This window comes from Buchnera aphidicola (Periphyllus acericola), assembly GCF_964019855.1.
Lineage (GTDB): Bacteria > Pseudomonadota > Gammaproteobacteria > Enterobacterales > Enterobacteriaceae > Buchnera_J > Buchnera_J aphidicola_BC.
Genome location: NZ_OZ026466.1, coordinates 81,688 through 108,151 on the forward strand (window position 1 = coordinate 81,688; position 26,464 = coordinate 108,151).

At 18.4% G+C, this 26,464-nt stretch carries 19 protein-coding genes, 1 tRNA gene and 1 pseudogene; 8 read left to right on the plus strand and 13 right to left on the minus strand.

The features are described from left to right. Nucleotides 1-17: 17 nt before the first annotated feature. From fabG to AACK90_RS00390, 6 genes and pseudogenes are all read left to right on the plus strand, one after another. On the plus strand, nt 18-743 hold the full coding sequence (fabG, locus tag AACK90_RS00365; protein ID WP_339043379.1) for a 3-oxoacyl-ACP reductase FabG: 726 nt from the start codon (nt 18-20) through the stop codon (nt 741-743). Nucleotides 744-781: 38 nt separating this feature from the next. Continuing rightward, the gene (locus AACK90_RS00370; RefSeq protein WP_339043381.1) at nt 782-1,018 is read left to right on the plus strand and encodes a phosphopantetheine-binding protein; all 237 of its coding nucleotides are present in this window, start codon (nt 782-784) and stop codon (nt 1,016-1,018) included. Nucleotides 1,019-1,744: 726 nt separating this feature from the next. Further along, nucleotides 1,745-2,725 (plus strand): DNA polymerase III subunit delta' C-terminal domain-containing protein, encoded by a 981-nt coding sequence (locus tag AACK90_RS00375; RefSeq protein WP_339043383.1) that lies wholly within the window; start codon nt 1,745-1,747, stop codon nt 2,723-2,725. A gap of 29 nt (nt 2,726-2,754) precedes the next feature. Beyond that, nucleotides 2,755-3,536 (plus strand): annotated as a pseudogene (locus AACK90_RS00380) (TatD family hydrolase). A gap of 49 nt (nt 3,537-3,585) precedes the next feature. Next, nucleotides 3,586-5,019, plus strand: a complete 1,434-nt coding sequence (gene ptsG / locus AACK90_RS00385) for a PTS glucose transporter subunit IIBC (RefSeq protein ID WP_339043385.1) — start codon at nt 3,586-3,588, stop codon at nt 5,017-5,019. 67 nt (nt 5,020-5,086) lie between these two features. Then, nucleotides 5,087-5,428 (plus strand): HIT domain-containing protein, encoded by a 342-nt coding sequence (locus AACK90_RS00390; protein ID WP_339043387.1) that lies wholly within the window; start codon nt 5,087-5,089, stop codon nt 5,426-5,428. Between the two features lie 243 nt (nt 5,429-5,671). On the opposite strand, the gene AACK90_RS00395 is transcribed toward AACK90_RS00390, so the two are convergent. From AACK90_RS00395 to AACK90_RS00415, 5 genes are all read right to left on the minus strand, one after another. Next, entirely contained in the window at nt 5,672-6,805 is a 1,134-nt protein-coding gene (locus tag AACK90_RS00395) for a porin (RefSeq protein WP_339043389.1), read from the minus strand. A gap of 149 nt (nt 6,806-6,954) precedes the next feature. Beyond that, entirely contained in the window at nt 6,955-8,337 is a 1,383-nt protein-coding gene (gene asnS / locus AACK90_RS00400; RefSeq protein ID WP_339043391.1) for an asparagine--tRNA ligase, read from the minus strand. 239 nt (nt 8,338-8,576) lie between these two features. Further along, nucleotides 8,577-9,509, minus strand: a complete 933-nt coding sequence (locus tag AACK90_RS00405) for a rhodanese-related sulfurtransferase (RefSeq protein ID WP_339043392.1) — start codon at nt 9,507-9,509, stop codon at nt 8,577-8,579. Nucleotides 9,510-9,600: 91 nt separating this feature from the next. Continuing rightward, the gene (locus tag AACK90_RS00410; protein ID WP_339043394.1) at nt 9,601-12,471 is read right to left on the minus strand and encodes a valine--tRNA ligase; all 2,871 of its coding nucleotides are present in this window, start codon (nt 12,469-12,471) and stop codon (nt 9,601-9,603) included. Nucleotides 12,472-12,554: 83 nt separating this feature from the next. Then, nucleotides 12,555-14,057, minus strand: coding sequence for a leucyl aminopeptidase (locus tag AACK90_RS00415; protein WP_339043396.1), 1,503 nt, complete (start codon nt 14,055-14,057; stop codon nt 12,555-12,557). A 325-nt stretch (nt 14,058-14,382) separates the two neighbouring features. Here AACK90_RS00415 and argF point away from each other — a divergent pair, with 325 nt between their 5' ends. Further along, complete coding sequence (gene argF / locus AACK90_RS00420) at nt 14,383-15,387, plus strand: ornithine carbamoyltransferase (protein WP_339043398.1); 1,005 nt, start codon at nt 14,383-14,385, stop codon at nt 15,385-15,387. 195 nt (nt 15,388-15,582) lie between these two features. Then, nucleotides 15,583-15,963, plus strand: a complete 381-nt coding sequence (locus AACK90_RS00425) for a Rid family detoxifying hydrolase (RefSeq protein WP_339043400.1) — start codon at nt 15,583-15,585, stop codon at nt 15,961-15,963. Between the two features lie 77 nt (nt 15,964-16,040). Here AACK90_RS00425 and AACK90_RS00430 read toward each other — a convergent pair whose 3' ends face one another. From AACK90_RS00430 to AACK90_RS00465, 8 genes are all read right to left on the minus strand, one after another. Next, on the minus strand, nt 16,041-17,849 hold the full coding sequence (locus AACK90_RS00430) for a DEAD/DEAH box helicase (RefSeq protein ID WP_339043402.1): 1,809 nt from the start codon (nt 17,847-17,849) through the stop codon (nt 16,041-16,043). A gap of 452 nt (nt 17,850-18,301) precedes the next feature. Next, nucleotides 18,302-20,386: a polyribonucleotide nucleotidyltransferase gene (gene pnp / locus AACK90_RS00435; RefSeq protein ID WP_339043404.1), complete on the minus strand. Its 2,085-nt coding sequence runs from the start codon at nt 20,384-20,386 to the stop codon at nt 18,302-18,304. 178 nt (nt 20,387-20,564) lie between these two features. Next, a complete protein-coding gene (gene rpsO, locus AACK90_RS00440; protein WP_339043406.1) occupies nt 20,565-20,834 on the minus strand; it encodes a 30S ribosomal protein S15 in 270 nt (89 codons plus the stop codon). Nucleotides 20,835-20,901: 67 nt separating this feature from the next. Continuing rightward, nucleotides 20,902-21,840: a tRNA pseudouridine(55) synthase TruB gene (gene truB, locus AACK90_RS00445; protein WP_339043408.1), complete on the minus strand. Its 939-nt coding sequence runs from the start codon at nt 21,838-21,840 to the stop codon at nt 20,902-20,904. 24 nt (nt 21,841-21,864) lie between these two features. Further along, nucleotides 21,865-22,212: a 30S ribosome-binding factor RbfA gene (gene rbfA, locus AACK90_RS00450; RefSeq protein WP_339043410.1), complete on the minus strand. Its 348-nt coding sequence runs from the start codon at nt 22,210-22,212 to the stop codon at nt 21,865-21,867. Between the two features lie 45 nt (nt 22,213-22,257). Then, nucleotides 22,258-24,411, minus strand: coding sequence for a translation initiation factor IF-2 (infB, locus tag AACK90_RS00455; protein ID WP_339043412.1), 2,154 nt, complete (start codon nt 24,409-24,411; stop codon nt 22,258-22,260). 239 nt (nt 24,412-24,650) lie between these two features. Further along, nucleotides 24,651-26,135 (minus strand): transcription termination factor NusA, encoded by a 1,485-nt coding sequence (gene nusA, locus AACK90_RS00460; protein WP_339043414.1) that lies wholly within the window; start codon nt 26,133-26,135, stop codon nt 24,651-24,653. 225 nt (nt 26,136-26,360) lie between these two features. Further along, nucleotides 26,361-26,451: transfer RNA gene (locus tag AACK90_RS00465), tRNA-Leu, on the minus strand. Between the last annotated feature and the right edge of the window lie 13 nt (nt 26,452-26,464).

Here is a 26,464-nt window from a genome sequence, read left to right on the forward strand (position 1 = left end):
TTAAAAAAATAAAAAATATGACAAAAAAAGTTTTAATTACAGGTGCAAGTCAAGGAATTGGTAAATCTATTTTAAAAAAATTTTTAAAAAAAAAATATAAAATAATTGGAACATCTAGAAATAAATATGGAATTAAAAAAATTAAAAAAATTATAAAAAAAAATGGTCAAGCAATTTTTTTAGATGTTTCAAACTTAAATTCAATAAATAATTTTTTAAAATTCATTAAAAAAAATATAGGAAAAATAGATATATTAATAAATAACATTGGAGAAACATCTGATAATTTAATTACGCACATGTCAAATAAAGAATGGAATTATATAATAAATGTCAATTTAAATTCAATATTTTATATTTCAAAAGAAATTATAAAAAATATGATAAAACAACGTTATGGAAGAATTATAAATATTGGATCAGTAGCTGGAAAAATAGGAAATTCTGGACAAACAAATTATTCTGCTTCCAAAGCAGCATTAATTGGATTTACTAAATCTCTATCATTAGAAGTTGCACAAAGAGGAATTACAGTTAATTTAATATCTCCTGGTTTTATTAAAACTAAAATGTTAAAAAAACTTACATCTATTCAATTAAAAAGATGTATTCAAAAAATTCCAATGAGAAAATTTGGGAAACCAAAAGATATTTCAAATTTAGTAGAATTTTTAGCTTCAGATAAATCAGAATATATTACAGGTCAAACCTTTCATGTTAATGGAGGAATCTGTTTTTTATAAAATAAAAAATAAATTAATATAAAATTTTAGGATATTTGATGAATATTAAAAAAAAAATAAAAAAAATAATTATTGAATGTATATCTTATAAAAAAAAGATAAAAAGCAAATATTCTTTTAAAGAAAATTTAGAAATAGATTCATTAGATATGATTGAAATAATTATGTCTATAGAAGAAAGTTTTTCTATTTCTATTTCAGATTCAGAATCATCAAAAATTAATACTGTTAAATCTTTAATAAAATTAGTAAAAAAAAAAATATTAAAAAAATAATTTTAAAATTTCTTATTTAGATAAAAAAATTAATTATAAAAAAATAAACTTTAATTATTTTAATAAACATTTTAAATTTATTTAATATTTAAAAGTTTTTATAAAAAAAATAAATTTATTGTTATTAAAGAAATACAAGATTTTTAAAAAACTATTACATTTAAAATAATAAAAAATTCTTTTTTTAAAAAATATTAAAAAATTAAAAAAATAAGATAATCTAGAAATATATTTGTTTCTAAAAAAATAAAAAATTTTAAAATATTATTTTTTTAATAAGAACAATTAAAAAATATTTTAAATTATTATTATATTCTGAATATTTTTTAACTTTTAGAAAATATTATTCAATCTCAATTAAAAAAAAAAAAAAAAAAAAAGAAATTAGATAGTTTTAAATAGAAATAATTTATCTTCTATACTTATTAAAAAATAAAAATAATATATTTATAAATTTTTAATAAAAAATTTATAAATATAATAATAAATGTATAAAACCAGATTTAATATATTTATTTGATATAACTCCAAAAATTTAATTAAATCAAATTTTATTACGTTCTAAGATCGATAGAATAAAAATCTTATAATTTTTTTAAAATATTAGAAAAAATTATTTTAAATATATTACTTTAGAATCTAAAAAAATTATTATTAATATAATTTTTAATTTAAAAATTATTAATAAAATACTTTAAAAAAAATATAATTGGTTAAAAATGTTCAATGACAATATATCCATGGTTAAAAAAAATTTATAAAATTATTATTAATCAACATATTTCAAAAAAATTACATCATGCAGTTTTAATTCGATCAAGAATAAATGTAGGATCAAAAAAATTAATTTTTCAATTATGTAAAAAAATTTTGTGTAAAAAATCAAAAAAAATTTTTAGTTGTAATATTTGTCATTATTGCAAATTAATAGATTCAAAAAACCATCCAGATTTAAATATAATTACTCCAGAAATTAATAAAAAAAGTATTGGAATTGAAACTATTATAAAATATATTAAAAAAATTCAAAATACTTCTAAATTTGGAAAAAAAACAATAATTTGGATTCCTAAAGTTCATTTATTAACTGAATCTTCTATAAATTCTTTTTTAAAAATTTTAGAAGATCCTCCATTAAAAACAATTTTTTTTTTAGATTATTGTAGTTTATTTAAATTAAAAAAAACCTTTAAAAGCAGATGTATTATATATGATATTTATCCTCCTATTGAAAAAAAAGGTATATGCTGGTTAAAAAAAAAAAAAAATTATAAAGAAAAAAATATTTTAACTGCACTTCGATTATCAGATAATTCTCCAATTTTAGCAAAAAAAATTTTTCATAGTTCTATTTGGGAAATTAGAAAAAAGTTTTATAAAAAAATTAAAAAATATATAAAAAAAAAAAATTTATTCAAATTAATAAAACATTTTAAAAAAAATACATCAAAAAAAATATACTGGATTTTTTCTTTAATTCTTGATGTTATTAAATATTATTATAATAAAAATTCAAAAATAATAAATTTAGATCAAAAAAAATTAATAAAAATTATAAAAAAAAAAAATAATTTAAAAAATTTATATTTTATAATTAATTTATGGAAAAAATGTTTTTTTTATATAAAAAATATACCAAATGTAAATATTAAATTTATTTTATTAGAACCATTAATACAATGGGAAAAAATTTTTAATTTTTTGTAATAATTTATTTTTTTTATAGGAAAAAATATATGTATTTAATAGATTCACATTGTCATCTTGATTGTTTAAATCTTAAAAATTATAAAAACAAATTTTCTAAAATAATAAAAAATGCATATTCAAAAAAAGTTAAATTAATTTTATCTGTTTCTACATCATTAAAAAATTTTAAAAAAATTAAAGAATTATTTAAAAATACAAAATATAATATTTTTTATTCATGCGGAATACATCCATTAAATATAAAAAAAAAAAAAATGTTTTTGAAAAATTATATAAATTTTGTCAAGAAAAAAAAGTAATTGCAATAGGAGAAACAGGGTTAGATTATTTTTATTCAAAAAATAATTTAATTCAACAACAATTTTTTTTTAATAAACATATTGATTTCAGTAAAGAACTAAAAAAACCATTAATTATTCATTCTAGAAATGCTGGAAAAGAAGTTGTTAACATTTTAAAAAAAAAACAATCAAATAATCTTAAAGGAATTTTACATTCTTTTAATGATAATTTTAAAATTGCGTCTCAATTATTAGATATGAATTTTTATATATCTATTTCTGGAATGATAACTTTTAAAAATTCTACTAAACTTCGTGATGTAATTAAAAAAATACCGTTAAATAGATTATTATTAGAAACAGATTCTCCATATTTAACTCCAGTTCCTTATAGAGGAAAAGAAAATCAACCTGCTTATGTATATTACGTCGCAAAATTTATTGCTAAATTAATTAAAATAGATATAGAAGAATTAAGTTATATTACTAAAAAAAATTTTTCAAAATTATTTAATTTAAAAATATAAAATTTTTTTTAATATAAAAAATATATATCTATTAAGAATCGAGGAAAATATGTTTCAAAATATGTTTGCAAATCTTCAAAAAGTCGGAAAATCATTAATGCTTCCAGTATCAGTATTACCTATAGCTGGAATTTTGTTAGGAGTAGGATCCGCTCATTTTTCTTTAATTCCGGAATTTATTTCAAAAATTATGTTAGAAACTGGCGGATCTATTTTTTCAAACATGCCATTAATTTTTTCTATTGGAGTATCTTTGGGGTTTACAAAAAATGATGGAGTAGCAGCTTTAGCATCAGTAATTTCTTATAATATAATGATTAAAACATCAGATATTATGTCTCCATTTTTTTCAAATTATTCTTTTTTAATTACAGATGAATCTGTTAAAAAAATTCATGATACAGGAATAGTAGGAGGTATTTTATCTGGAACTGTTTCTGCTTTTTTATTTAATAAATTTTGTAAAATTCAATTACCAGAATATTTAGGATTTTTTGCAGGAAAAAGATTTATTCCAATTATTTCAGGATTATCATCTATAATTTTAGGATTAATTTTATCTTTTATTTGGCCTCCTATAGGTTATATAATAAAAAAATTTTCAATGTGGTCCGCATATCAAAATCCAATAATTGCTTTTGGTATTTATGGATTTGTTGAAAGAGCTCTAGTTCCTTTTGGATTGCATCATATTTGGAATGTTCCTTTTCAAATGCAAATTGGAGAATTTAAAAATCAAATAGGACAAATTTTTCATGGAGATATTGCAAGATATATGGCAGGAGATACAAGTGCTGGAAAATTAGCCGGAGGTTTTATCTTTAAAATGTTTGGTTTACCTGGTGCAGCTTTAGCTATTTGGAACTGTTCAAAAAAAGAAAACAAAGCTAAAGTAGGAGGAATGATGATTTCTGCAGCTCTTACAGCTTTTTTAACAGGTATTACTGAACCTATTGAATTTACTTTTTTATTTATTTCACCTTTTTTATATTTTATACATTCTATATTAGCAGGATTATCTTTTTCAATATGTATTTTTTTAAATATGAGAGCTGGTACAAGTTTTTCACATGGATTAGTGGATTTTATTTTATTAAGTGGAAATAGTAATAAATTATGGTTATTTCCTATTATTGGAATTTTTTATACATTTATCTATTATTTAATTTTTTATACATTTATTAAAAAATTTAATTTAAAAACAATCGGTAGAGAAGAAGAAATTTTAAAAAATTCTGATGTAAATATAAATTATAAAATTCCAAAAATTATAAAATATTTAGGAGGAAAAAAAAATATTTTAAATTTAGATGCTTGTATTACACGATTAAGAATTACAGTATATAATTCTTCTAAAGTAAATGTAAAAAAAATTAAATTATTAGGAGCTTCTGGAGTTTTTATTTCAGGATCAGGTATACAAATAGTTTTTGGTACTCAATCAGATAATATTAAAACATTAATAGATAATTATATAAAATAAAAATTTTTTATAAATTTATTAATAAAAATTTTTTATTATAAATTGTAAAAAAAAATAAGGATAGAAGATGAATACTAAAAATATTTTTCAAAAAATAATAAAAAAAAAAATTTCAGCAGAAATAATTTATCAAGATAAAAAAATTACAGCATTTAATGATATTTCTCCAAGAGCTCCAATTCATATTATTATTATTCCCAATAATTTTATTAAAAATATTAATTATATTGATAAAAAAAATTTAAATATATTAAGTTACATGATGTACAAATCAATTAAAATTGCAAAAAATAAAAAAATTCATAAATCAGGATATAGAATTGTTATAAATTGTAATAAAAATGGTGGACAAACAATTCCTTATCTACATATACATTTACTTGGAGGAAAAAAGTTACAAAACTTTTAAAAAATATAACTAGTTTGTAAGAAATTATTTTCTTACAAACTGTTAAAATATTTTATTTATAAAATTAAATTTGAAAATAAATATTATTAATTATTAAAAATTTAAAATTTTTAAATAAAATTATATAAAAATTTTTTATAATAAAAAATTTTTATAAATTTTTTTTAGAAATAAATTTAAAATTAAAAAATTTTTTTTAAAATATTTTTTTATATTTAAAATTTTTTTATTTATTTTAAATATTTAAAAATTATAAGTCATTCCTGTTCCGACTGAATCATTTGTGTTATCAAAAGAATTTTTATTAATATCAAATAATGTATGTTTATTTAATAAATTATATTTATAATGAATATTTAAAACAAAATTTTTATTAAAATTATAAGTTATTATAAAATTAATATGATTGTTTAAAGAATTAGATTTTGATTGTTGATTATAATTTCCATTTACTAATTCTTTACCAAAAGTTTTAATATATCCAATAGACGCTTGTAAACCATTGTTAAAATTATATTTTCCTGATACTTCAATAGAATCTAAAGTTTTATATATTTTATTAAATTTTGTAAAATTTCTTTCAATATTGTTAGAATGTCCATAAAAACTTGCAACAGTTGTATTTTTATAAGAATAATAACATCCTAATCCATATGCTTTAATCCAATCCTTTTTATTAATTAAATTATTATTTTCATCATATGGATTAATTTCAGTTGAACCAACTATTTTAAATCCATATTCACTATTATATTGTAATCCAGCACCCCAAGAATCATTATATTTTTTGTTTAAATGTGATTCATCATTTCTACAATAATTATGATGTTGTAAAATTATATTAAAACCTTTAAAATAACCTAAAATATCTTTATTTTTATAAGTAACAACATCATCTACTCGACTAGTTAAAAAGTTATCATCTTTATGAAAAATAATAGTTTCAGTATTATCAAAATAACTATTAGTAAATTTTTTAGGATAATAAAGAATTCCATAATTTCTTCCGTAATTAATTTCTCCCCATTTACCAAAATCTAATCCAACATAAGATAAACTAATATTATTTTTATTAAAACTATTTTTAATTTCTTCATTATAACTAGAAGAATATTTTGGATGATATTCAATATGCATATATCCAGATACAAATTCATTAATATAAGATTTAGTAATAACTCCAATTTTTAAATTTGTATAATTTCCTAATGAATGAAATCTTAAAGGATGATTATTATAAGAATAAAAATATAAAGGATTTATTTTTCCATAAAAATTTATTATTTGTCCATTTTTATTATATATTTCTTTTGCATTAATAGAACTAGAAGATAAAATTAAAGGAATAAATATAGCTAAAGAATTTCGATTCATCATAATAATTTATGTTACCTTATTAACGAATAATTTTTGAATGTTTTAATTTAATTTATATATTATGTTAATATAATAAATTTTTAAATTAATATTTTTTAAAAAAAATATTAATTTTATTTAAAAAAATAATATTTTTTTTAAAAAAAATATTAAAAATTAGCGTTATTTATAGTTCTTGGAAAAGGAATAACATCTTTAATATTTTTTACTCCTGTAATAAACATAATAAATCTTTCTAAACCTAATCCAAATCCAGAATGAGGAACAGTTCCATATTTTCTTAAATCTCTATACCATTGATATTCATTCATATTTAATTTTAATTCATTTATCCTTTTATCTAAATATTTTATTCTTTCTTCTCTTTGAGATCCCCCTATAATTTCTCCTACTCCTGGAAATAAAAAATCTAAAGCGGAAACAGTTTTTTTATCTTTATTAACTCTCATATAAAATGGTTTAAATTCTTTTGGATAATTTATTATAATAATTGGTGCTTTAAAATATTTATCCACTAAAAATTTTTCATGATCTGAAATTAACTCCATTCCATAAAAAATTTTATTTTTAAAATATTTTTGTTTATTTTTTAAAATTTCTATAACTGATTTATAACTAATTTTAATAATATCAGATTTTAAAAAATTTTTTAAGCGATTAATTATATTAGAATTAATTTTTTTTTTAAAAAATAATAAATCTTCTTTATTATTTTCTAAAACAAATTTAATCACATATTTTAATAATTTTATAATAACTGTAATAATTTTATGAATGTCAGCAAAAGCTAATTCTACCTCTAACATCCAAAATTCAGATAAATGTCGAGTGGTATTTGAATTTTCTGCTCTAAATATAGGTCCAAATGTATAAACTTTTGATAAAGAACATGCATATGCTTCAATTGTTAATTGACCTGAAACAGTTAAAAAAATATTTTTTCCAAAAAATTTTTTTTTATTTATTAATTTATTATTTGAAATTTTAACATTTGATATTTTAAACATTTCTCCTGCTCCTTCTGCATTTAAAGAAGTTAAAATAGGAGAAGGAACCCAATAATAATTATTTTTATAAAAAAAACGATGAAAAGCATAAAAAACACTAGTTCTGATTCTAGAAATAGATCCGATAATATTTGTTCTTGGTCTTAAATGAGCATACTTTCTTAAATGTTCCATAGTATGTTTTTTAATAGACATCGGATACTTATTTGAATCAATTATATTTCCAATAATTTTATATTTTAATACTTGAATTTCAAAATTATTTTTTATTCGAAATGATGAATTTAATTTTCCTTCAACTGATAAAGAACAACCAGCAGTAATTTTAGAAAATAAATTTTGACAATTAACATTACTTTCATTGAATACTAATTGTAATGAATTAATACATGAACCATCATAAATATCAATAAAAAATAAAGTTGATTTTGAACTTCTTCTATTTTTTACCCATCCCTTAATTTTTACAATAGAATTTAATTTAATTTTATTGGTTAGAATTTCTTTTATTGATAAAACCTTCATAATAAATCCTTTAAAAAATTATTAAATTATCTCTTAAATTTTAAAAAAAAAAAAAAAAAAAAAATATTAAAAAAAAATAAAAACATTTTTTAAAATTATATATTAAAATTAAAATTTTTAAAATTAATCAATATTACAAGAATTTTAAAAATATATAATTTAATTAAATTAATTTAAATTAATTAAAAACAAAAATTTAATTATTAAAAAATATTTTATTTATTTATTATTAATTTTAATTAATTTTCTATATAACATTTTTTTGAACAAAAAGATTGATATATTTTTGAACATGATAAACATTGTATAAAAAGAAGATTACATCGATTATTCATGCAATTGACATAATAATCAGAATTTTTATTACATTGATAACAATTTGATAAAACATCTTTTGAAATAGTTTCATACAATCTAAAATCAAATACAAAGTTTTTTCCTAAAAATTTTATTGGAATTTTTTTTTTTAAACAATCATTAACATATCCAATTATTCCTCCATGTATTTGATATACTTTTTTATGTCCATAAAAATTCATTAAATAAGCAATTTTTTCACATCTAATACCTCCAGTACAATAAATAACTATTTTATTTTTTTTATATTTTTTTATATATTTTATAACATTTTTTAATTGGTCTCTAAAAGTTAATGAATATATAGAAATTGCTTTTTTAAAATGTCCAATTTTATATTCATAATAATTTCTTACATCTATAAAAATTACTGATTTATCATTTAAAAAATAATTTACTTGTAAAGAATTTAAATATTTTTTTTTATAATTTTTATAAAAATTGTCTATATTTAGGTTATCTGACACAAGTTTTTTCTTAATTTTTATTTTTAATTTAAAAAAGGATTGTTTTAAATTATCTAATCCAATATTTATATAAATTTTATTTAAATTTATATCGAATTTATATATATATTGTTTCATTTTTTTAAAAAATTTTTTTAAAATATTTGCTTGAACATTTACACCTTCTTTAGAAATATAAATTCTTCCAAAAATGTTTAATTTTTTAAAATATTTTTGAAATTTGTTTTTCATTTTTATAACATCTTTTACGTAAAAATATTTATAAAATGAAAAATTTATTCGAGAATAATTATTAATATGATTATTTAAAAATTTCTTATTATTTATAAAATTTACTATTCCAGACATAAATTAGTTCCATATTTTTTTTTTATTATTATTCATTTTTTTTTTCTTTTTTAAAAAAAATAATAATTTTGTACAATACATATAATATTTTTTATAAAGTTAATAATAATTTTTTATAATTTTTTAAATTTTTTAATTGATTTTGAATTATTTTTATTTTTTTTAATTCTTTTTCAACCACTTTTTTTGGTGCATTTTTTAAAAAATTTATATTTGAAGTATTTTTCATTAATATATTAATTTTTAATGTACATTTTTTTATTTTTTTTAATATATTCTTCAATTCATAATCTTTTTTTACAATACCATTTATTGGAATAACAATTTCAAATTCATTAACATGTCTAATAATTGAAGATTTCAAAATAAAATCATTTTTTTTATAAAAAATTTTAATACTTTTTAAAAACATAATATTTTTTATAAAAGATTTATTTTTTTTTATAAAAAAATATTTTTTTTTGTTAAATTTTTTTAAAAAAATAGAAATTTTTTTATTATATTTAATTTTTAAAAAATTTCTAATAGAACGTAATTCAATAAAAATACATTTAAAAATTATCATATTTTTTTGTGATTCTAAATCTAAATATTTTTTATTATATTTTGGAAATTTTTCAGTCATAATACTTTTTTTAAAATTTTTATTTTTTAAAAAATTTAATTTTTTCCAAATATATTCAGTAATAAAAGGAATAATTGGATGCAATAATTTTAATAAAGAATTTAAAATATAAATTAAAACTCTCTTAGAATTATTTTGATATTTAAAAAAAATATTATTAAAAATTATTTTTGAAATTTCTAAATACCAATCACAAAAATTACCCCAAACAAAATCATAAATTAAATTTGACATAATATCAAATCTATAAGTTTTAATAGAACGAGTATATTTTTTAATTAATATTTGTAATTCTAAAATAATCCATTTATCTATAAATGATAATTTTTTTTTATTTATTTTTTTTGTACTTTTTAATTTTTTTATATGAAATAAAACAAATTTACTAGCATTCCATAATTTATTACAAAAATTTCTATATCCTTTTAATCTGTTCATATCCCAAAAAATATTTCTAGAATTATTTGAAAGTGCAGCACATGTAAATCGTAATGAATCAGCTCCAAAAGGTTTTATTCCATTAGGAAATTTTTTTTTAATATTATTTGAAATAATATTATATTTTTTACAATTTTTATCTAATTTCTTTGTATTATTTTTTAAAAATTTTTTAAAATTAACTCCATCAATTAAATCAATTGGATTAATAACATTTCCTTTTGATTTTGACATTTTTTTTCCTAATTCGTCTCGAATTAAACCAGTAAGATAAATTTTTTTAAAAGGAATTCGAAAATTAATGTTTTTATCTTTAAAAATATTAATAGTTAACATAATCATACGAGAAATCCAAAAAAATATTATATCAAAACCACTAATTATAACATTTGTTGGATGAAAAATTTTTAATTCATTTGATTTTTTAGGCCATCCTAAAGATAAAAATGTCCATAAACTAGACGAAAACCAAGTATCTAAAACATTTGTATCTTTTTTTAAAAGAAATGTTTTTTTTAAATTATATCTTTTTTGTATTTGTTTAATATTTTTACCAACATAAATTTTATTTTCTTTATCATACCATACAGGTATTCTATGTCCCCACCATAATTGTCTAGAAATACACCAATCTTCTATATTTTTCATCCAAGAAAAATACATATTTTTATATTTTTTTGGAAAAAATATAATTTTTTTATTTTTTACTGCTAAAATTGCTTCTTTTGATAAATATGAAGTTTTTAAAAACCATTGATTGGTTAACATAGGTTCAATAATAGTCTTGCTTCTTTCACCAAAAGGAATTATAGAATTTGAAACTTTTTTTTTTTTTAATAAATTATGATTTTTTAAAAATTTTAAAATTTTTTTTCTTGCTTTAAAACGATTTAAATTATGAAAATTCTTTGGTACATTTTTATTATAGAAATTATCTTTTTCACCTTTATAATTATAAATAGATAATTTTTTTTTAATATTTCCATTTTTAGAAAATATTTTGATCATATGTAAATAATTTCTTTGTCCTATTTCAAAATCAACAAAATCATGAGCTGGAGTAATTTTTACACATCCTGTTCCTTTTTTTATATCAATATCCTTATCAAAAATAATTGGTATAATTCTATTTATAATAGGAACTATCACATTCCAACCTACACATTTAATATATCTCTTATCATCAGGATTTATAGCAATAGCGACATCTCCAAATATTGTTTCTGGTCTAGTAGTTGCAATTAAAATATATTTTTTTTTATTTAAAAATTTATTCTTATCTAAAAAAAAATATTTAATATACCACATAAAACTTTTTTTTTCTTTATTTTTAACTTCTAAATCTGAAATTACAGTTTGTAAGTTCACATCCCAATTAACTATCTTTTTTTTTTTATAAATTAATCCTTGATTATATAAAATTATAAATGCTTTTCGAACTCCGTCAGAAATATCTGGATCTAAAGTGAATTTTTCACGTTTCCAATCTATTGAATTTCCTAAACGCTTCATTTGATAAAATATTTTATTTTTACACTTTGAAACCCATTTTAATGTTTTTTTTATAAAATATTTTTTTGAATAATCTTTTCTATATTTTCCTGTTTTTTTTAAAATTTTTTTTTCTATTAAAAGTTGTGTAGAAATTCCAGCATGATCAGTTCCTACCTGGAATAAAGTATTTTTTCCATTCATGCGATTAAATCGTATTAAAATATCAATTATAGTTTGTTGAAAAGCATGACCAAGATGCAAAATTCCAGTAACATTAGGAGGAGGCATAATAATGCAAAAAGATTTTTTTGAACTTTTTTTAATAAAAGTTTCAAAATATTTATTTTTTTCCCAAAAACGATATATTTTTTCTTCAATTAACTTAGGATCATATTTTTTTTTCATTGTTATTTTTTTATATTTATTTTATAGAATATTTTACATAAGTTTAATTTTAAATTTTAATTTTAAATTAAAAAAATTTTCATTTAATGATTTTTTAAATAATTTAAAAAATATTGACATAATAATTTAACTGATACACCAGTTGCTCCTTTATTTTTTCCTGTTTTCCATGCAGTTCCAGCAATATCTAAATGTGCCCATTTATATTTCTTAACAAAAAAAGATAAAAAATAAGAAGCAATACTAGCTCCAGAATATTTTCCTCCTACATTAGAAAAATCAGCAATATTTGACTGTAAATATTTTTTATATATTTTAAAATTTGGTAAGTTCCAAACCTTTTCATTAATTTTTTTCGAAGCATAATTTAATTCTTTTAAAAGAGATTTATTATTAGAAAAAATACCACTTGCAGCGTTTCCTAAAATTGATACACACGATCCAGTTAAAGTAGCTACATCAATTATTACATATGGATTAAATCGTTGAGAATAAGTTAACATATCACATAAAATAAGTCTTCCTTCTGCATCAGTATTTAATACCTCAACTGTATTTCCTGACATTGTTTTAATAACATCTCCAGGTCTATATGCTTTTCCTCCAGGCATATTTTCACAAGAACCAATAATTCCTATTACATTAATTGGAAGTTTTAATCTTGCAATTGAATCTATAACTCCAATGATAGAAGCAGCTCCACACATATCATATTTCATTTCATCCATATAAGATGAATGTTTTATAGATATACCTCCAGAATCAAAAGTAACGCCTTTACCAATTAAAATAAATGGTTTTTTATTAATTGTATTAAAATTTCCATTATAATTTATAATAGACATATATGCTTTATTTATAGATCCTTGAGATACTGAAAGAAAAGCATTCATACCTAATTTTTTTAAATCGTGTTCATTAAAAATTTTTGTAGTAATACTTTTATAAATTTTTTTTAGTTTTAAAGCAGCTAAACTTAAATATTTTGGATTACAAATATTTGGAGGTGTATTACTAATATCTTTTGTAAGTTTTATTCCTTTCGCAATAGATAAACCATGATAAATAGATTTCTTTAATTTTTTTAAATATTTTGGTTTTTTTATTTGAATAATAATTTTTTTTATGTTTAATATATTTTTATTTTTATTACTTTTAAATTTATTAAAAGAATAATTTACATTTTCCATTATATCAATAAAATTTCTTCCGTTCCAATATATATTATTTAAATTACTATTAAAATCAGAAAAATTTATATAAATATTTTTAAAATTACAATTTTTTAGATAAAAAAATATTTTTTTTATAATTTTTATAAATAAATCTTGAGAAAAATTTATTTTTTTTCCGCAATTAATAAATAAAAAACGTTCATACGAAGTTTTAAAATTGTTATAAATTAATATTATTTTTCCAAAATTATTATTTAAATTATTTTTTTTTAAAATTTTTTCTATATTATAAATATATTTTTTTTTAATTATCGCAGATAAATGATTTAAATTATGATCTGTATAAATTCCGAATATTTTACAATTATTTTTATATATTTTTTGTGGAAAAATACATGGTAAAACCTTCATATTTAAAATTTTCCTATTTAAGTTATAAATAATAAATAATTTTTAAAACGAATAATATAAATAAATATAATTGTTTATAAATAATTTAATTTTTATATAAAATATTAAATTATTTTATTTAAAATAAAATTTTTTTTTGTATTAAAATGTTACAATCTTATTAAAAGATTATTATTTTTTTTTATTTTTTTTAAAAAAATATAAAAAATATATTTAATAAAAAATTTTTAAATAAAAAAAATTTTTATTTTTTTTTATTCAATAAAATATTTATAATATAAAAAAATAAATATTATTCAAAATTTTAATTTTACAGGAAGTATATATGAATCCTTTCTATTTAAGAAATTTTTTAAAATTATCTGATTTTAATTCAGAAAATATCTTATTTTTATTAAATTTTTCAGAAAAAATAAAATTTAAAAAAATAATTCAAAAAGAAAAAAAGTTTTTAAAAAATAAAAATTTAGCTTTGATCTTTGAAAAAAAATCTACTAGAACACGATGTTCGTTCGAAATTGCTGCTTTTGATCAAGGAGCTAAAACTACTTATTTAGGTCCGAAAGATACCCATTTAGGATATAAAGAATCTATTGAAGATACAGCAGAAACATTAGGAAAAATGTATGATGGAATATTATATAGAGGATATAAACAAAAAATAATAAAAAAATTAGCAAAATACTCAAAAATTCCAATATGGAATGGATTAACAAATGAACACCATCCAACTCAAATTTTATCTGATTTGTTAACTATTAAAGAAATTTTTCCTCAAAAAAATATTAATCAAATAAAAATCACATATATTGGAGATTCTACAAATAATATTTCTAATTCACTTTTAGAAGCTTCAAATTTATTAAATTTTAAATTATCTTTAATTTCACCTAAAAAATATTTTCCAAAGAAAAAATTTTTTAACAAATACTCTAACATTAAAAAAAATATAAAATTAACAGAAGATATAGAAATTGGAATTAAAAATGCAGATATAGTTTACACAGATGTTTGGATTTCTATGGGTGAAAAAATAGAAAATCAAGAAGAAAAAATTATTTCTTTAAAAAAATATCAAGTAAATAAAAAAATTTTAAAACTTTCAAAAAATCCGTTTGTTAAAGTTTTTCATTGTTTACCTGCATTACATAATAAAAAAACAATATTTGGAAAAGAAATAATAAAAAAATTTAATTTAAAAAATGGAGTTGAAATTACTGACGATATTTTTAATTTAAATAAAAAAATTATATTTCAACAATCTTCAAATCGTGTACATATAATGAAATCTTTAATTATAAACTGTTTAATAAAAAATAATAATTTATAAAATTTAAAATTTTTTTTATTTAAAAAAAATATTTTTATTTAAATTTTTATAAAAATTGTTATTAAAAATTATTTTATAAAAATAAAAAATTTTTATAAAAAAATTTTAAATTATATTTATAAAAAAATATAAAAAATACTACAAAATTAATTTATTTTTATTAAAAAAAAATAAAAACAACTAAAAAATATATTTATGAAAATATTTACTAAAAAAGCACCAAAACCTATTGGTCCCTATTCGCAAGCAATCAAAATAAAAAATTTATTAATGGTTTCTGGTCAAATTCCAATTGATCCTATTTCAAAAACAATACCAAAAAAAATATATTGTCAAACATTATTAAGTTTAAAAAATATAGAAGAAATAATAAAAAAATCAAAATTTACTATTAAAAATATTATAAAAACAACAATTTTTACAACTAATATAGATAAATTTGAAAAAATTAATTTAGCATATGAAAATTTTTTTAAAAAAAAAATAGATTTTTTTCCAGCAAGATCGTGTGTACAAGTATCAAAACTTCCAAGAAACGTTAAAATTGAAATAGAAGCAATAATATATAAAAAATAATATTAAAGAGTGCACTAAATTTATAACGTTAAAAGTGCGCTCTTTAATTTTAAAAAATATTTATTTATGAAATCAAATTATTTTTTTTTAAATTTTAAATTACTTGATGATAAACGAGTTTTTTTTAAATTTGAATTTTTTAAATTAAAATTTCTAGATTTTGATACTCTAAAAGTTTTTTTTTTAAACAAATTAATTTTTTTATTTTTATTAACAAACTTTGAACGATTTAAAAATCTTGTATTTATAAATAATTTTAAATTAATAAATTTATTAAAAATTTTTGTTTTTTTAAAAATTTCTAATATTTTTTTTTTATTAAATTTTTTATGTAATTCAATTGTAGAATAAGAAGGAAAAATTCTAATATTTCCAATATCTTTATTATTTAAATTTCCTTCATTTGCAATAGCACCAACAATATGTCGAATTTCTATTTTATCTATTCTCCCTAATTCTAATCTATAAACATCCATCTGATTATTTTTTCTATAATTTCTATTTGAATATTCATTTTTTTTTACAAAATTTTTGTTTTTCAAATTGTTAATAAAACTTTTAACTATTTTATCTTTTTTTATTATTAAAACTCTTTTTCCCTGAGCCATTTTCAGCAAAGCTGCAGCTAAACTTTCAATACTAACAGGATTTTTTAAATTTATTTTTGGTAATAATAATTTATATTTTTTTAAATCATTACTTTTTAATTCTTTTTTAATTTTTTTTGAAAAATTTTTTAAACGACTAGTACTTAATAATTCTGAACTAGGAAGTAAAACTTGTTTAATTTGTTGTCTCATAATTCTTTCAATATTTTTTAATAACCTAATTTCTCTGTACTCTACAAACATTAATGCTTTTCCTTCCCTTCCAGCACGACCAGTTCTTCCAATTCTATGAACATATGATTCAACATCCATTGGAACATCATAATTTATAACTAAACTAATGCGGTCAACATCTAATCCTCTCGCAGCAACATCTGTTGCAATTAATATATCTAATTTTCCTTTTTTTAATCGATCTAATGTTTTTTCACGTAATGATTGATTCATATCTCCATTTAAAGCAGAACAATTATAACCATTTTTTTCTAATACTTCAGAAATTTCTACAGTAGAATTTTTTGTTCGAACAAAAATTATTGTTGCTGAAAAGTTTTCTGTTTCTAAAAACCTAATTAATCCATCAGTTTTTTGTTTATTTACTAACCAATACTTTTGAATAATATTAGGACGGTTTGTTACACTTGAATGTATTCGAATTTCTTTTGGATTTTTCATAAATCTTCTGGAAATTCTTCTAATAGCATCTGGCATAGTAGCAGAAAATAAAGCTGTTTGACGTGATTTTGGAATTTGAGATAAAATATTTTCAACATCTTCAATAAATCCCATACGCAACATTTCATCAGCTTCATCTAAAACTAAAGTATTTAATTTAAATAAATTTAATGTTTTTCTTTTTAAATGATCTAATAATCTTCCAGGAGTACCAACTACAATTTGAGGACCTCTTTTTAAAGCATTTAATTGTAATTCATATCTTTGTCCACCATATAAAGGTAAAACATGAATTTGAGGAAGATACTTTGAAAATAAAGAAAACGCCTCAGAAACTTGAATAGCTAATTCTCTAGTAGGAGTTAGAACTAAAATTTGAGGAAATCTTAAAGAAATTTTAATATTATGTAATAAAGGTAAAGAAAATGCAGCAGTTTTTCCACTTCCAGTTTGAGCCATACCCAAAACATCATTTTTATTTAATAAATATGGTATACATTTTTTTTGAATAGGAGAAGGTTCTTTATAACCTATTTCGTCTAAAACTTTTAAAAGAGAATTATTTAATCCAAAAATAGAAAAATTATTTTTTATCAAAATCATGTAAAACATGCACCTCATTTAATTGAAAAAGAGGCCAGTCTACATAATTAATGACAAATATTTTTATTATATTCATTGAAAATTTTCAACTGGCTTAAAAGATATTATGTAAAAATTTATATTTAATTTATTTTTTAAAATATATTAAAATATATGTTTTAAAAAAAATAAAAAAAATAAAAATAAAAAAAATTTATTTTTTTTAAATTTTTTTAAAAATTTATTTTTATTTTATAAAAAGTATTTTAAAAAAAATTTTAAATTTAATATAAAATATTATTTTTAAATATTTAAAATTTTATAAAATATTTTTTTATTTAATAATAAATTATAAATTTATTTAAGATTAACATAAAATTTGCATAATATAAAATTCAAACGCACATAAAAAATAGAATTTTTAAATTCTATTTTTTAATAAATTTTAAAAATCTTAATAATTATAAAAAATTTTATTTTTTAATATCTTTCATGCTTAGTCTCAATCTTTTTTGTCGATCCATATCTAATACTTTAACTGTAACAGATTGATTTAATTCAAGATAATCCGAAACTTTTTCAATATGCTTATTAGAAATTTGTGAAATATGTACTAAACCTTCTTTTCCTATTCCTATTGAAACAAAAGCACCAAAATCAACAATTCTTGTAACTTTTCCAATATATATTTTTCCAATTTCAATATCAGCTGTAATTTCTTGAATTCTATGAATAGCATTTAAAGCTTTTTCTTCCATTATAGCCGAAATTTTTACAGTACCATTATCTTCTATTTCAATAGTAGTTCCTGTTTCTTCAGTTAACATACGAATAACAGAACCTCCTTTTCCTATCACATCTTTTATCTTTTCAGGATTTATTTTAATAACATGAACTCTAGGAGCAAATTTTGATATTTCTTTATTAGGAGTATTGATAGTCTTAGACATTTTTATTAAAATTTTATTAATTGCAATCTTTGCTTTTTTTAAAGATAATTTAATAATTTCATGAGTAATACCTTCAATTTTCATATCCATTTGTAATGCAGTAATTCCTATTCTACTTCCAGATACTTTAAAATCCATATCTCCAAAATGATCTTCATCTCCTAAAATATCTGTTAAAATTACATATTTTTCTTTATTTTTTATTAATCCCATAGCAATTCCAGCAATTGGTTCTTTTATTGGAACACCTGCATCCATTAAAGCTAATGATGCTCCACAAACTGAAGCCATAGAAGAAGAACCATTAGATTCTGTAATTTCTGAAACAATACGAATTGTATAAGGAAAAATATTAATAGAAGGCATAACAGCTAAAATACTTTTTTTTGCTAATCTTCCATGTCCAACTTCTCTTCTTTTAGGAGAATTAATCATACCTATTTCTCCAACAGAATATGGAGGAAAATTATAATGAAATAAAAAACTATCTGTTTTATCACCTAATAATTCATCTAAATTTTGAGCATCTCTAGAAGTTCCTAAAGTAACAGAAACTAAAGATTGAGTTTCTCCTCTTGTAAATAATGCTGAACCATGTGTTCTATACAAAATTCCAGTTTTAATATCTATTTTTCGAATTTCATCTTGATTTCTACCATCAATTCTAAAATTGTTCTTTAAAATATTATTTCTTACAATTTTTTTTTCAATTTCTGAAAAAATTTTATTTATTTCTAACAAATTTAAATTTGAATCTTTTAATAATAAATCATTAATAATAGAATCTTTATATAATTGTAATTTTTTTATACGTTTTTTTTTATTAGAAATTAAATAAATTTTTTTAATAAAATCTTTTGAAATCTTATAAACATCTTTATAAAATTTTTCATTTATATATAAAAAATTTGTATTCCATATTTTTTTTTTAATTGAAAATAACAAATTTTTCATATTTTTAATTAATTTTTTTTGTTTTTTAAAACCATATAAAATTGCATTAAATATAATATTTTCATGTAATTGATTTGATTCAGATTCTATCATGAGAATATGTTTATCTGTTCCAGAAACAATTAAATCTAATTGACTTAACTTCATATCATCTGTACTAGGATTTAAAACATATTTATTATTAATATAACCAACACGAGCTGCACCAATCATATCTTTTACTGGTATTCCTGAAATATATAATGCTGCAGAAACTCCAATCATTGATACAATATCAGGATTAATTTTTGGATTTAATGAAACCACTGTAGCAATCACTTGAACTTCATTAAAAAAATCTTTTGGAAATAAAGGACGAATCGGTCGATCTATCAATCTTCCTATTAAAATTTCATTTTCACTAGGACGACCTTCTCTTCTAAAAAATCCCCCAGGTATTCTTCCTGCAGCATAAGTTCTTTCTTGATAATTCACAGTTAAAGGTAAAAAATTTTTTTCTGTTTGTAAATTCTTTTGACCAACTACTGTAACAAGAACTGAAGTATCATCTATACTTACCATTATTGAAGATGTTGCTTGTCTTGCAATCAATCCAGTTTCTAAAATAACTGTGTGACAACCATATTTAAATTTAAATACAATCGGATTAAGCAAAATAAATATCCTTAAAGAAAAAATAATAAATAAAAACATCTATTGAAAAAATTTTAAACTTTAAAAATAAAATTTTCAAAAATACAAATTTTTTAATTAAAAAAGGGCTAAAGCCCCTTCAAATACTTTTTAATATATTTTTTTAAATATATCTTATAAATTTTATTTATTATTTGTATTACCTACGAATTTTTAAATTTTTAATAATAAAATTGTATTTTAAAATAGATTTTTTTTTTAAATAGTCTAATAATTTTCTACGTTTTGATACCATTTTTAATAATCCTCTTCTACTTGCATAATCTTTTTTATTTTTAAAAAAATGTTCTTGTAAATAATTAATTTTACTAGTTAAAAGAGCAATTTGAACTTCAGAATTTCCGCTATCTTGATTATTTTTCCCATATTTAGAAATGATATCTTTTTTATTTGAAATATTTATAATCATTTTATCCCTTATAAATAAAGTTTTTTAAATAATTTTTTTAAAATTTTTTACAACATAAAATTATTTTTTATGTATTATAATTTATTAATTTATGAGGAAATAAATATTTTTTTTTATTTAATTTTCCTATACCAACAAATTTTTTATCTTTAGTTAAAATACATATTAAACAAGATTTTAATTTAGTGATCAATTTTATTGCACGCCCATTTTTAATAAAAAATAAATTATTTGTAGATAAACAAATTTTTGGAAAAGATGAAAATATAGAAACAATTGGAATTAAAAATTTTTCTATTTTTTTTTTAAATAATACAAAATTATTTTTTTTATATTTATTCTTAAAATAATTTAGTTGATCTATAGTAATAGATAAATTACTAGAATATGAAAAAACTTTAGTTCGTCTTAAAAAGACTACATGAGCTCCACATTTTAAAAGTTTTCCTAAATTTTCAATAATTGAACGAATATAAGTACCAGAAGAACATAAAATTTCTAATTCAATAATATTTTTATATCTATATAAACTAATTAATTTATAAACTTTAACTAATCTACTTCTTATTGGAACTTTAATACCTTTTCTTGCATATTTATATAATGGTATTCCTTTATATTTTATTGCAGAATACATAGGAGGAATTTGAATAATTTCTCCTTTTAATTTTTCTAAAGATTTATTATATTCTATAGAATTAAACTCTATATTAAAAAAATTTAATATTTTACCGTTTGAATCACCAGTAGAAGTTTCTTCTCCTAATTTTGCAATTACTCTATATTTTTTATCAGATTTTAATAAATATTTAGAAAATTTTGTTGCTTCACCAAAACAAATTGGTAAAATTCCTGTTGCTAAAGGATCTAAAGATCCTGTATGACCTGCTTTCATTGCTGAAAAAATTTTTTTAGTTATTTGTAATGCCTGATTTGAAGAAATTCCAGTAGGTTTATCTAATAAAAAAATTCCATTAATCTTTCTTGCTTTAGTAAAAATATTCATATACCTCAATAAGAAAAAATATTATTATAAATTTTTTAATAAATTAGAAATTTTTTCTCCTTCTGTTAAAGAAAAGTCATGAACAAAAATTAATTTTGGAACAGTTCTTAAAGTTAATTTTTTACTTAGTAAAAATCTAATATAAGACGAAGATTTATTTAAAATATTTAAAGATAAAACATTATTAAAACTTGTTTTTTTATTAAAATAAATATAAATTTTTGCAAAAGAATAATCTGGAGAAACTTTTACATCTAAAACAGTAGAAAATTTATTAAAATTTGGATTATGAATTGATTTTTGTAAAATATAAGATACTTCTTTTTGAATTTCTTTAGATATTCTAACTAATCTATAAATATTTTTATACACAATATTTTATCCAATATATTTTTATTTTTTAATAAAATAAATTTTTTATTTTCTTTTTATTTCAATAACTTTATAAACTTCAATTATATCATTAACACGAATATCGTTATAGTTCTTTATTCCAACTCCACATTCTATACCATTTCTTACCTTTTTTACATCTTCTTTAAATCGTCTAATAGATTCCAATTCTCCTTCATACACAACAATATCATTCCTTAAAATTTTAATTGGACTATTTCTTTTAATATATCCTTCAGTAACCATACATCCTGCAATAAATCCAAATTTAACAGATTTAAAAATACTTCTCACAGAAACTAAACCAATAATTTTTTGTTTATACTTTGGAGATAACATTCCATAAATTGAAGATTTAATCTCATCAATTAATGTATATATAACAGAATAATATCTCAAATCTATATTTTCTTTTTCAATAATTTTTTTTGCTGAAATATCTGCTCGAACATTAAATCCAATAATAATTGCATTAGAAGAATGAGCTAAAGAAGCATCTGTTTCGTTAATACTTCCAACACCTAAACTTAAAATATTTAAATTAACTTCATTATGTGATAATTTATTAATAGATGATTCAATTGCTTCTAAAGATCCCTTAGAATTTGATTTTAAAATAATATTTAATTCTGAGACATTCTTCTTATTAATTTCTTGAAATAAATTTTCTAAACTAATTTTTTTTTTTTTAGAAAAAATTTTTCTTTGTTGTTTATTTTTTCTATATAAAGAAACTTCTTTTGCTTGTTTTTCATTACGAACAACAGTTAAAATATCTCCTGATAAAGGTAAACCAGATAAACCTAAAATTTCAACTGGAATTGATGGAGTAATTTTTTTTAAATTGTTTTTATTTTCATCAATAATAGATCGTATTTTTCCATATTCTAATCCGCATAAAACAACATCACCCTTTTTTAATTCACCTTCTTTGACTATAACAGTTGAAACAGGACCTTTCCCTTTATCTAAAAAAGATTCTAAAACTACACCAGTAGCCATACCTTTATAAGGAACAGATAAGTCTAAAATTTCTGATTGTAATAAAATATTTTTTAATAAATTATTTATTCCTTTTTTTAATTTAACAGAAATATTTACAAAAATATGTTCTCCGCCTAATTCTTCAGATAATATATTATATTTCATTAATTCGTTTTTAATTTTATTAATATTTATATTATTTTTATCAATTTTATTTATTGCTATAATAATTGGAACTTTTACAGATTGTGCATGTTTAATTGCTTCTATAGTTTGAGGCATTACCCCATCATCTGCAGCTATTATTAAAACTATAATATCTGTTATCTGAGCACCGTTTTCTCGCATTTTTGTAAATGCAGAATGTCCAGGAGTATCAAGAAAAGTAATTTTTTTATCTTTTAAAATAACATGATATGCTCCTAAACTTTGAGTTATACCTCCATCTTCTTTAAAAACAAGAGAAGTTTTTTTAATACAATCTAATAAAGATGTTTTTCCGTGATCAACATGACCCATAATAGTTACTATTGGAGGTCTAACATGTTTTATATTATTTTTTATTAAGTCTCTATCAATCAATATTTTTTTTTCTAATTCATTTTTATAAATTACTTTAACTTTAAATCCCATTTCTTCAGAAATTAACTGTGCAGAATCTAAATCTAAAATTTGATTTTTTGATAAATTCATTCCAGATTCAGACATTTTTTTTATAACTTGTGAATTTTTAATTCCCATTTTATTAGATAATTCAAATACAGTTATATCTTCTATAATTTGTATAATTTTTTTAATATTTTTTTTAGGTTTATTAAAACCTTGTTTTAGAAAATTTTTATTTTTATTATTTAAATTATATAAATTTTTTTTATTTTTTTTTAACTTAAAAAAATTAATTTTTTTTTTTACATTTAACATATTTTTTTTAGAAATATTTTTAACATTCTTTTTAAATTTTTTTGAATTTTTTATTTTTAAAATAGATAAAAAATTTTTTTTATTTGTTATATCGTTTTTCTTTTTAAATTTTATATTTCTTTTATTATCTTTATTTGTTTTATTTAATTCATTTGAACGATATAAATTATTATTTTTTTTTTGTTTTAAATTTTTTTTTAAAAAAGATTGTTCTTTTTTTTTTTTTAAATGAATAAACTTTTTTTTTTCTTTGTTCAAATCATTTTTTCTCATTTTTTCTCTTATTTTTTATTTTAAAGATGAAAAGGATATTTTTTAAAAATAAATTAATTATACAAAAAAATTTATAAAATTTTTTGTATAATTTGAAATATATTTTTGTTTTATAATATATTTATTTTACATGTATTTTTTTTTAATTCAAAAAAAAAAAAAAAAAAAAAAAAAAAAAAATAAAAAATAAAAAAAAAATGAATAATAATAAAAAAAATAAATAGATAAATTTATTAAAATTATTTTTTTTTAAACCAACATATATTTCTTGCAGACATTATTAATTTTCCAATTAATTTTTTTTCAAAAAATTTAATATCTATTAAATCATCAAGACTTTGATTAGACAATTCTTCTAAAGTAAAAATTTTTTTTTTAAATAATTCTAATGCAAGAATATCATTCATTCCTTTTAAGTTTAATAGACTTTTATTTAAAAAAATTTTATTTTTAGATTTTTTATTTTTTAATAAAAATTTAGAACGATATTTTCCAATATTTTTTTTTATTTTTTTAAGTAAGTTTTCTTTATAATTTAATATTTTTAAAAATTTTTTATCTGAAATAAAAAATAATTCTTTAATAGAAGTAATATTATTTTTATAAAAAATTTTAAATATTTTTTTATTAATCTTAAAGTACTTATTAAATAATTTATAAACATCTTTTTTTTCTTTATTTTTTTTTTTTTTTAATTCTTCTACAGTCATTACGTTAAGCTCCCATTTACTTAAAATTGATGCAAGTTTAACATTTTGACCATTTCTTCCAATTGCTTGTGCAAGATTTTTTAAATCTACTGTAATATCTATAAATTTTTTTTTTTTATTTATTATAATTGATAAAACTTCAGCAGGCGCCATAGAATTAATTACTAATTGAGAAAGATTTTTATTCCATAAAACAATATCAATTCTTTCTCCAAATAATTCATTAGAAACAGCTTGTACTCTAGAACCTCTTATACCAACACATGCTCCAACTGGATCAATTTTTTTATCATTAGTTTTAACAGCAATTTTTGATCGAGAACCAGGATCTCTTGCTACTTCTTTAATTTCAATCATTCCTTCATTAATTTCTGGAACTTCAATTTTAAATAATTCTATTAACATTTCAGACCTAGTTCGACTTAAAAGTAATTGAGAATTATTTTTTTCAGATCGTATACAAAATAATATACTTTTAACACGATCTCCTAACCTAAAATTTTCTCTCGGAAGCATTTCATCTTTTAATAAAATTCCTTCAGCTCTATCATCTAAATCTAAAATTATAAAATCTCTATTAATTTTTTTTACTACTCCTATAACAATTTCTCCTTTTCTTTTTTTAAAATTTTTAATAATAATTTTTTTTTCTGCTTCTCTAACTTTTTGAATAATAACTTGTTTAGCAGTTTGCGTTGTAATTCGATCAAACATAACAGATTTTATTTTTTCTTCTATATAATCATTCAATTGTATATTTATATTGTCATATTGAGCAGCTTCTAAAGTAATTTCTTTTGTTGGTTGTAAAACATTTTTTACAACTAACCATCTTCGATATGTTTTAAAACTACCATTTTTTTTATTAATAACGACTCGAACATTAACATCTTTTTTAATTTTTTTTTTTGTAGCACTACATAATGCTTTTTCAAGAGCTTTAAAAATAATTTTTTTTGAAATTGATTTTTCATTTGAAACAGATTCTATTACTGTTAAAATATTATTTCTCATCTTAAAATTCCTTAAAAATTTTATATTTTCTTATGTAAAAAATTAATTTTAAAAAAATAAACTAAAAAAAATTCATTTAATTAATTTAATAAAAAACCCCGACTAAACGGGGTTTTTGATTTAAACAAATATTGTATTATTTATATTTTAAAATAAAAAATTTTTATATATAAAATAATTTATACATATAAAAAAAATAAAATTTTAAAGTATTTTAAAAAACAATACCGAGAACGGGATTCGAACCCGTAAACCTTAAAATATATCAGGCACTACTACCTCAAAGTAGCGTGTATACCATTTTCACCATCTCGGCTATTAAAAAAATA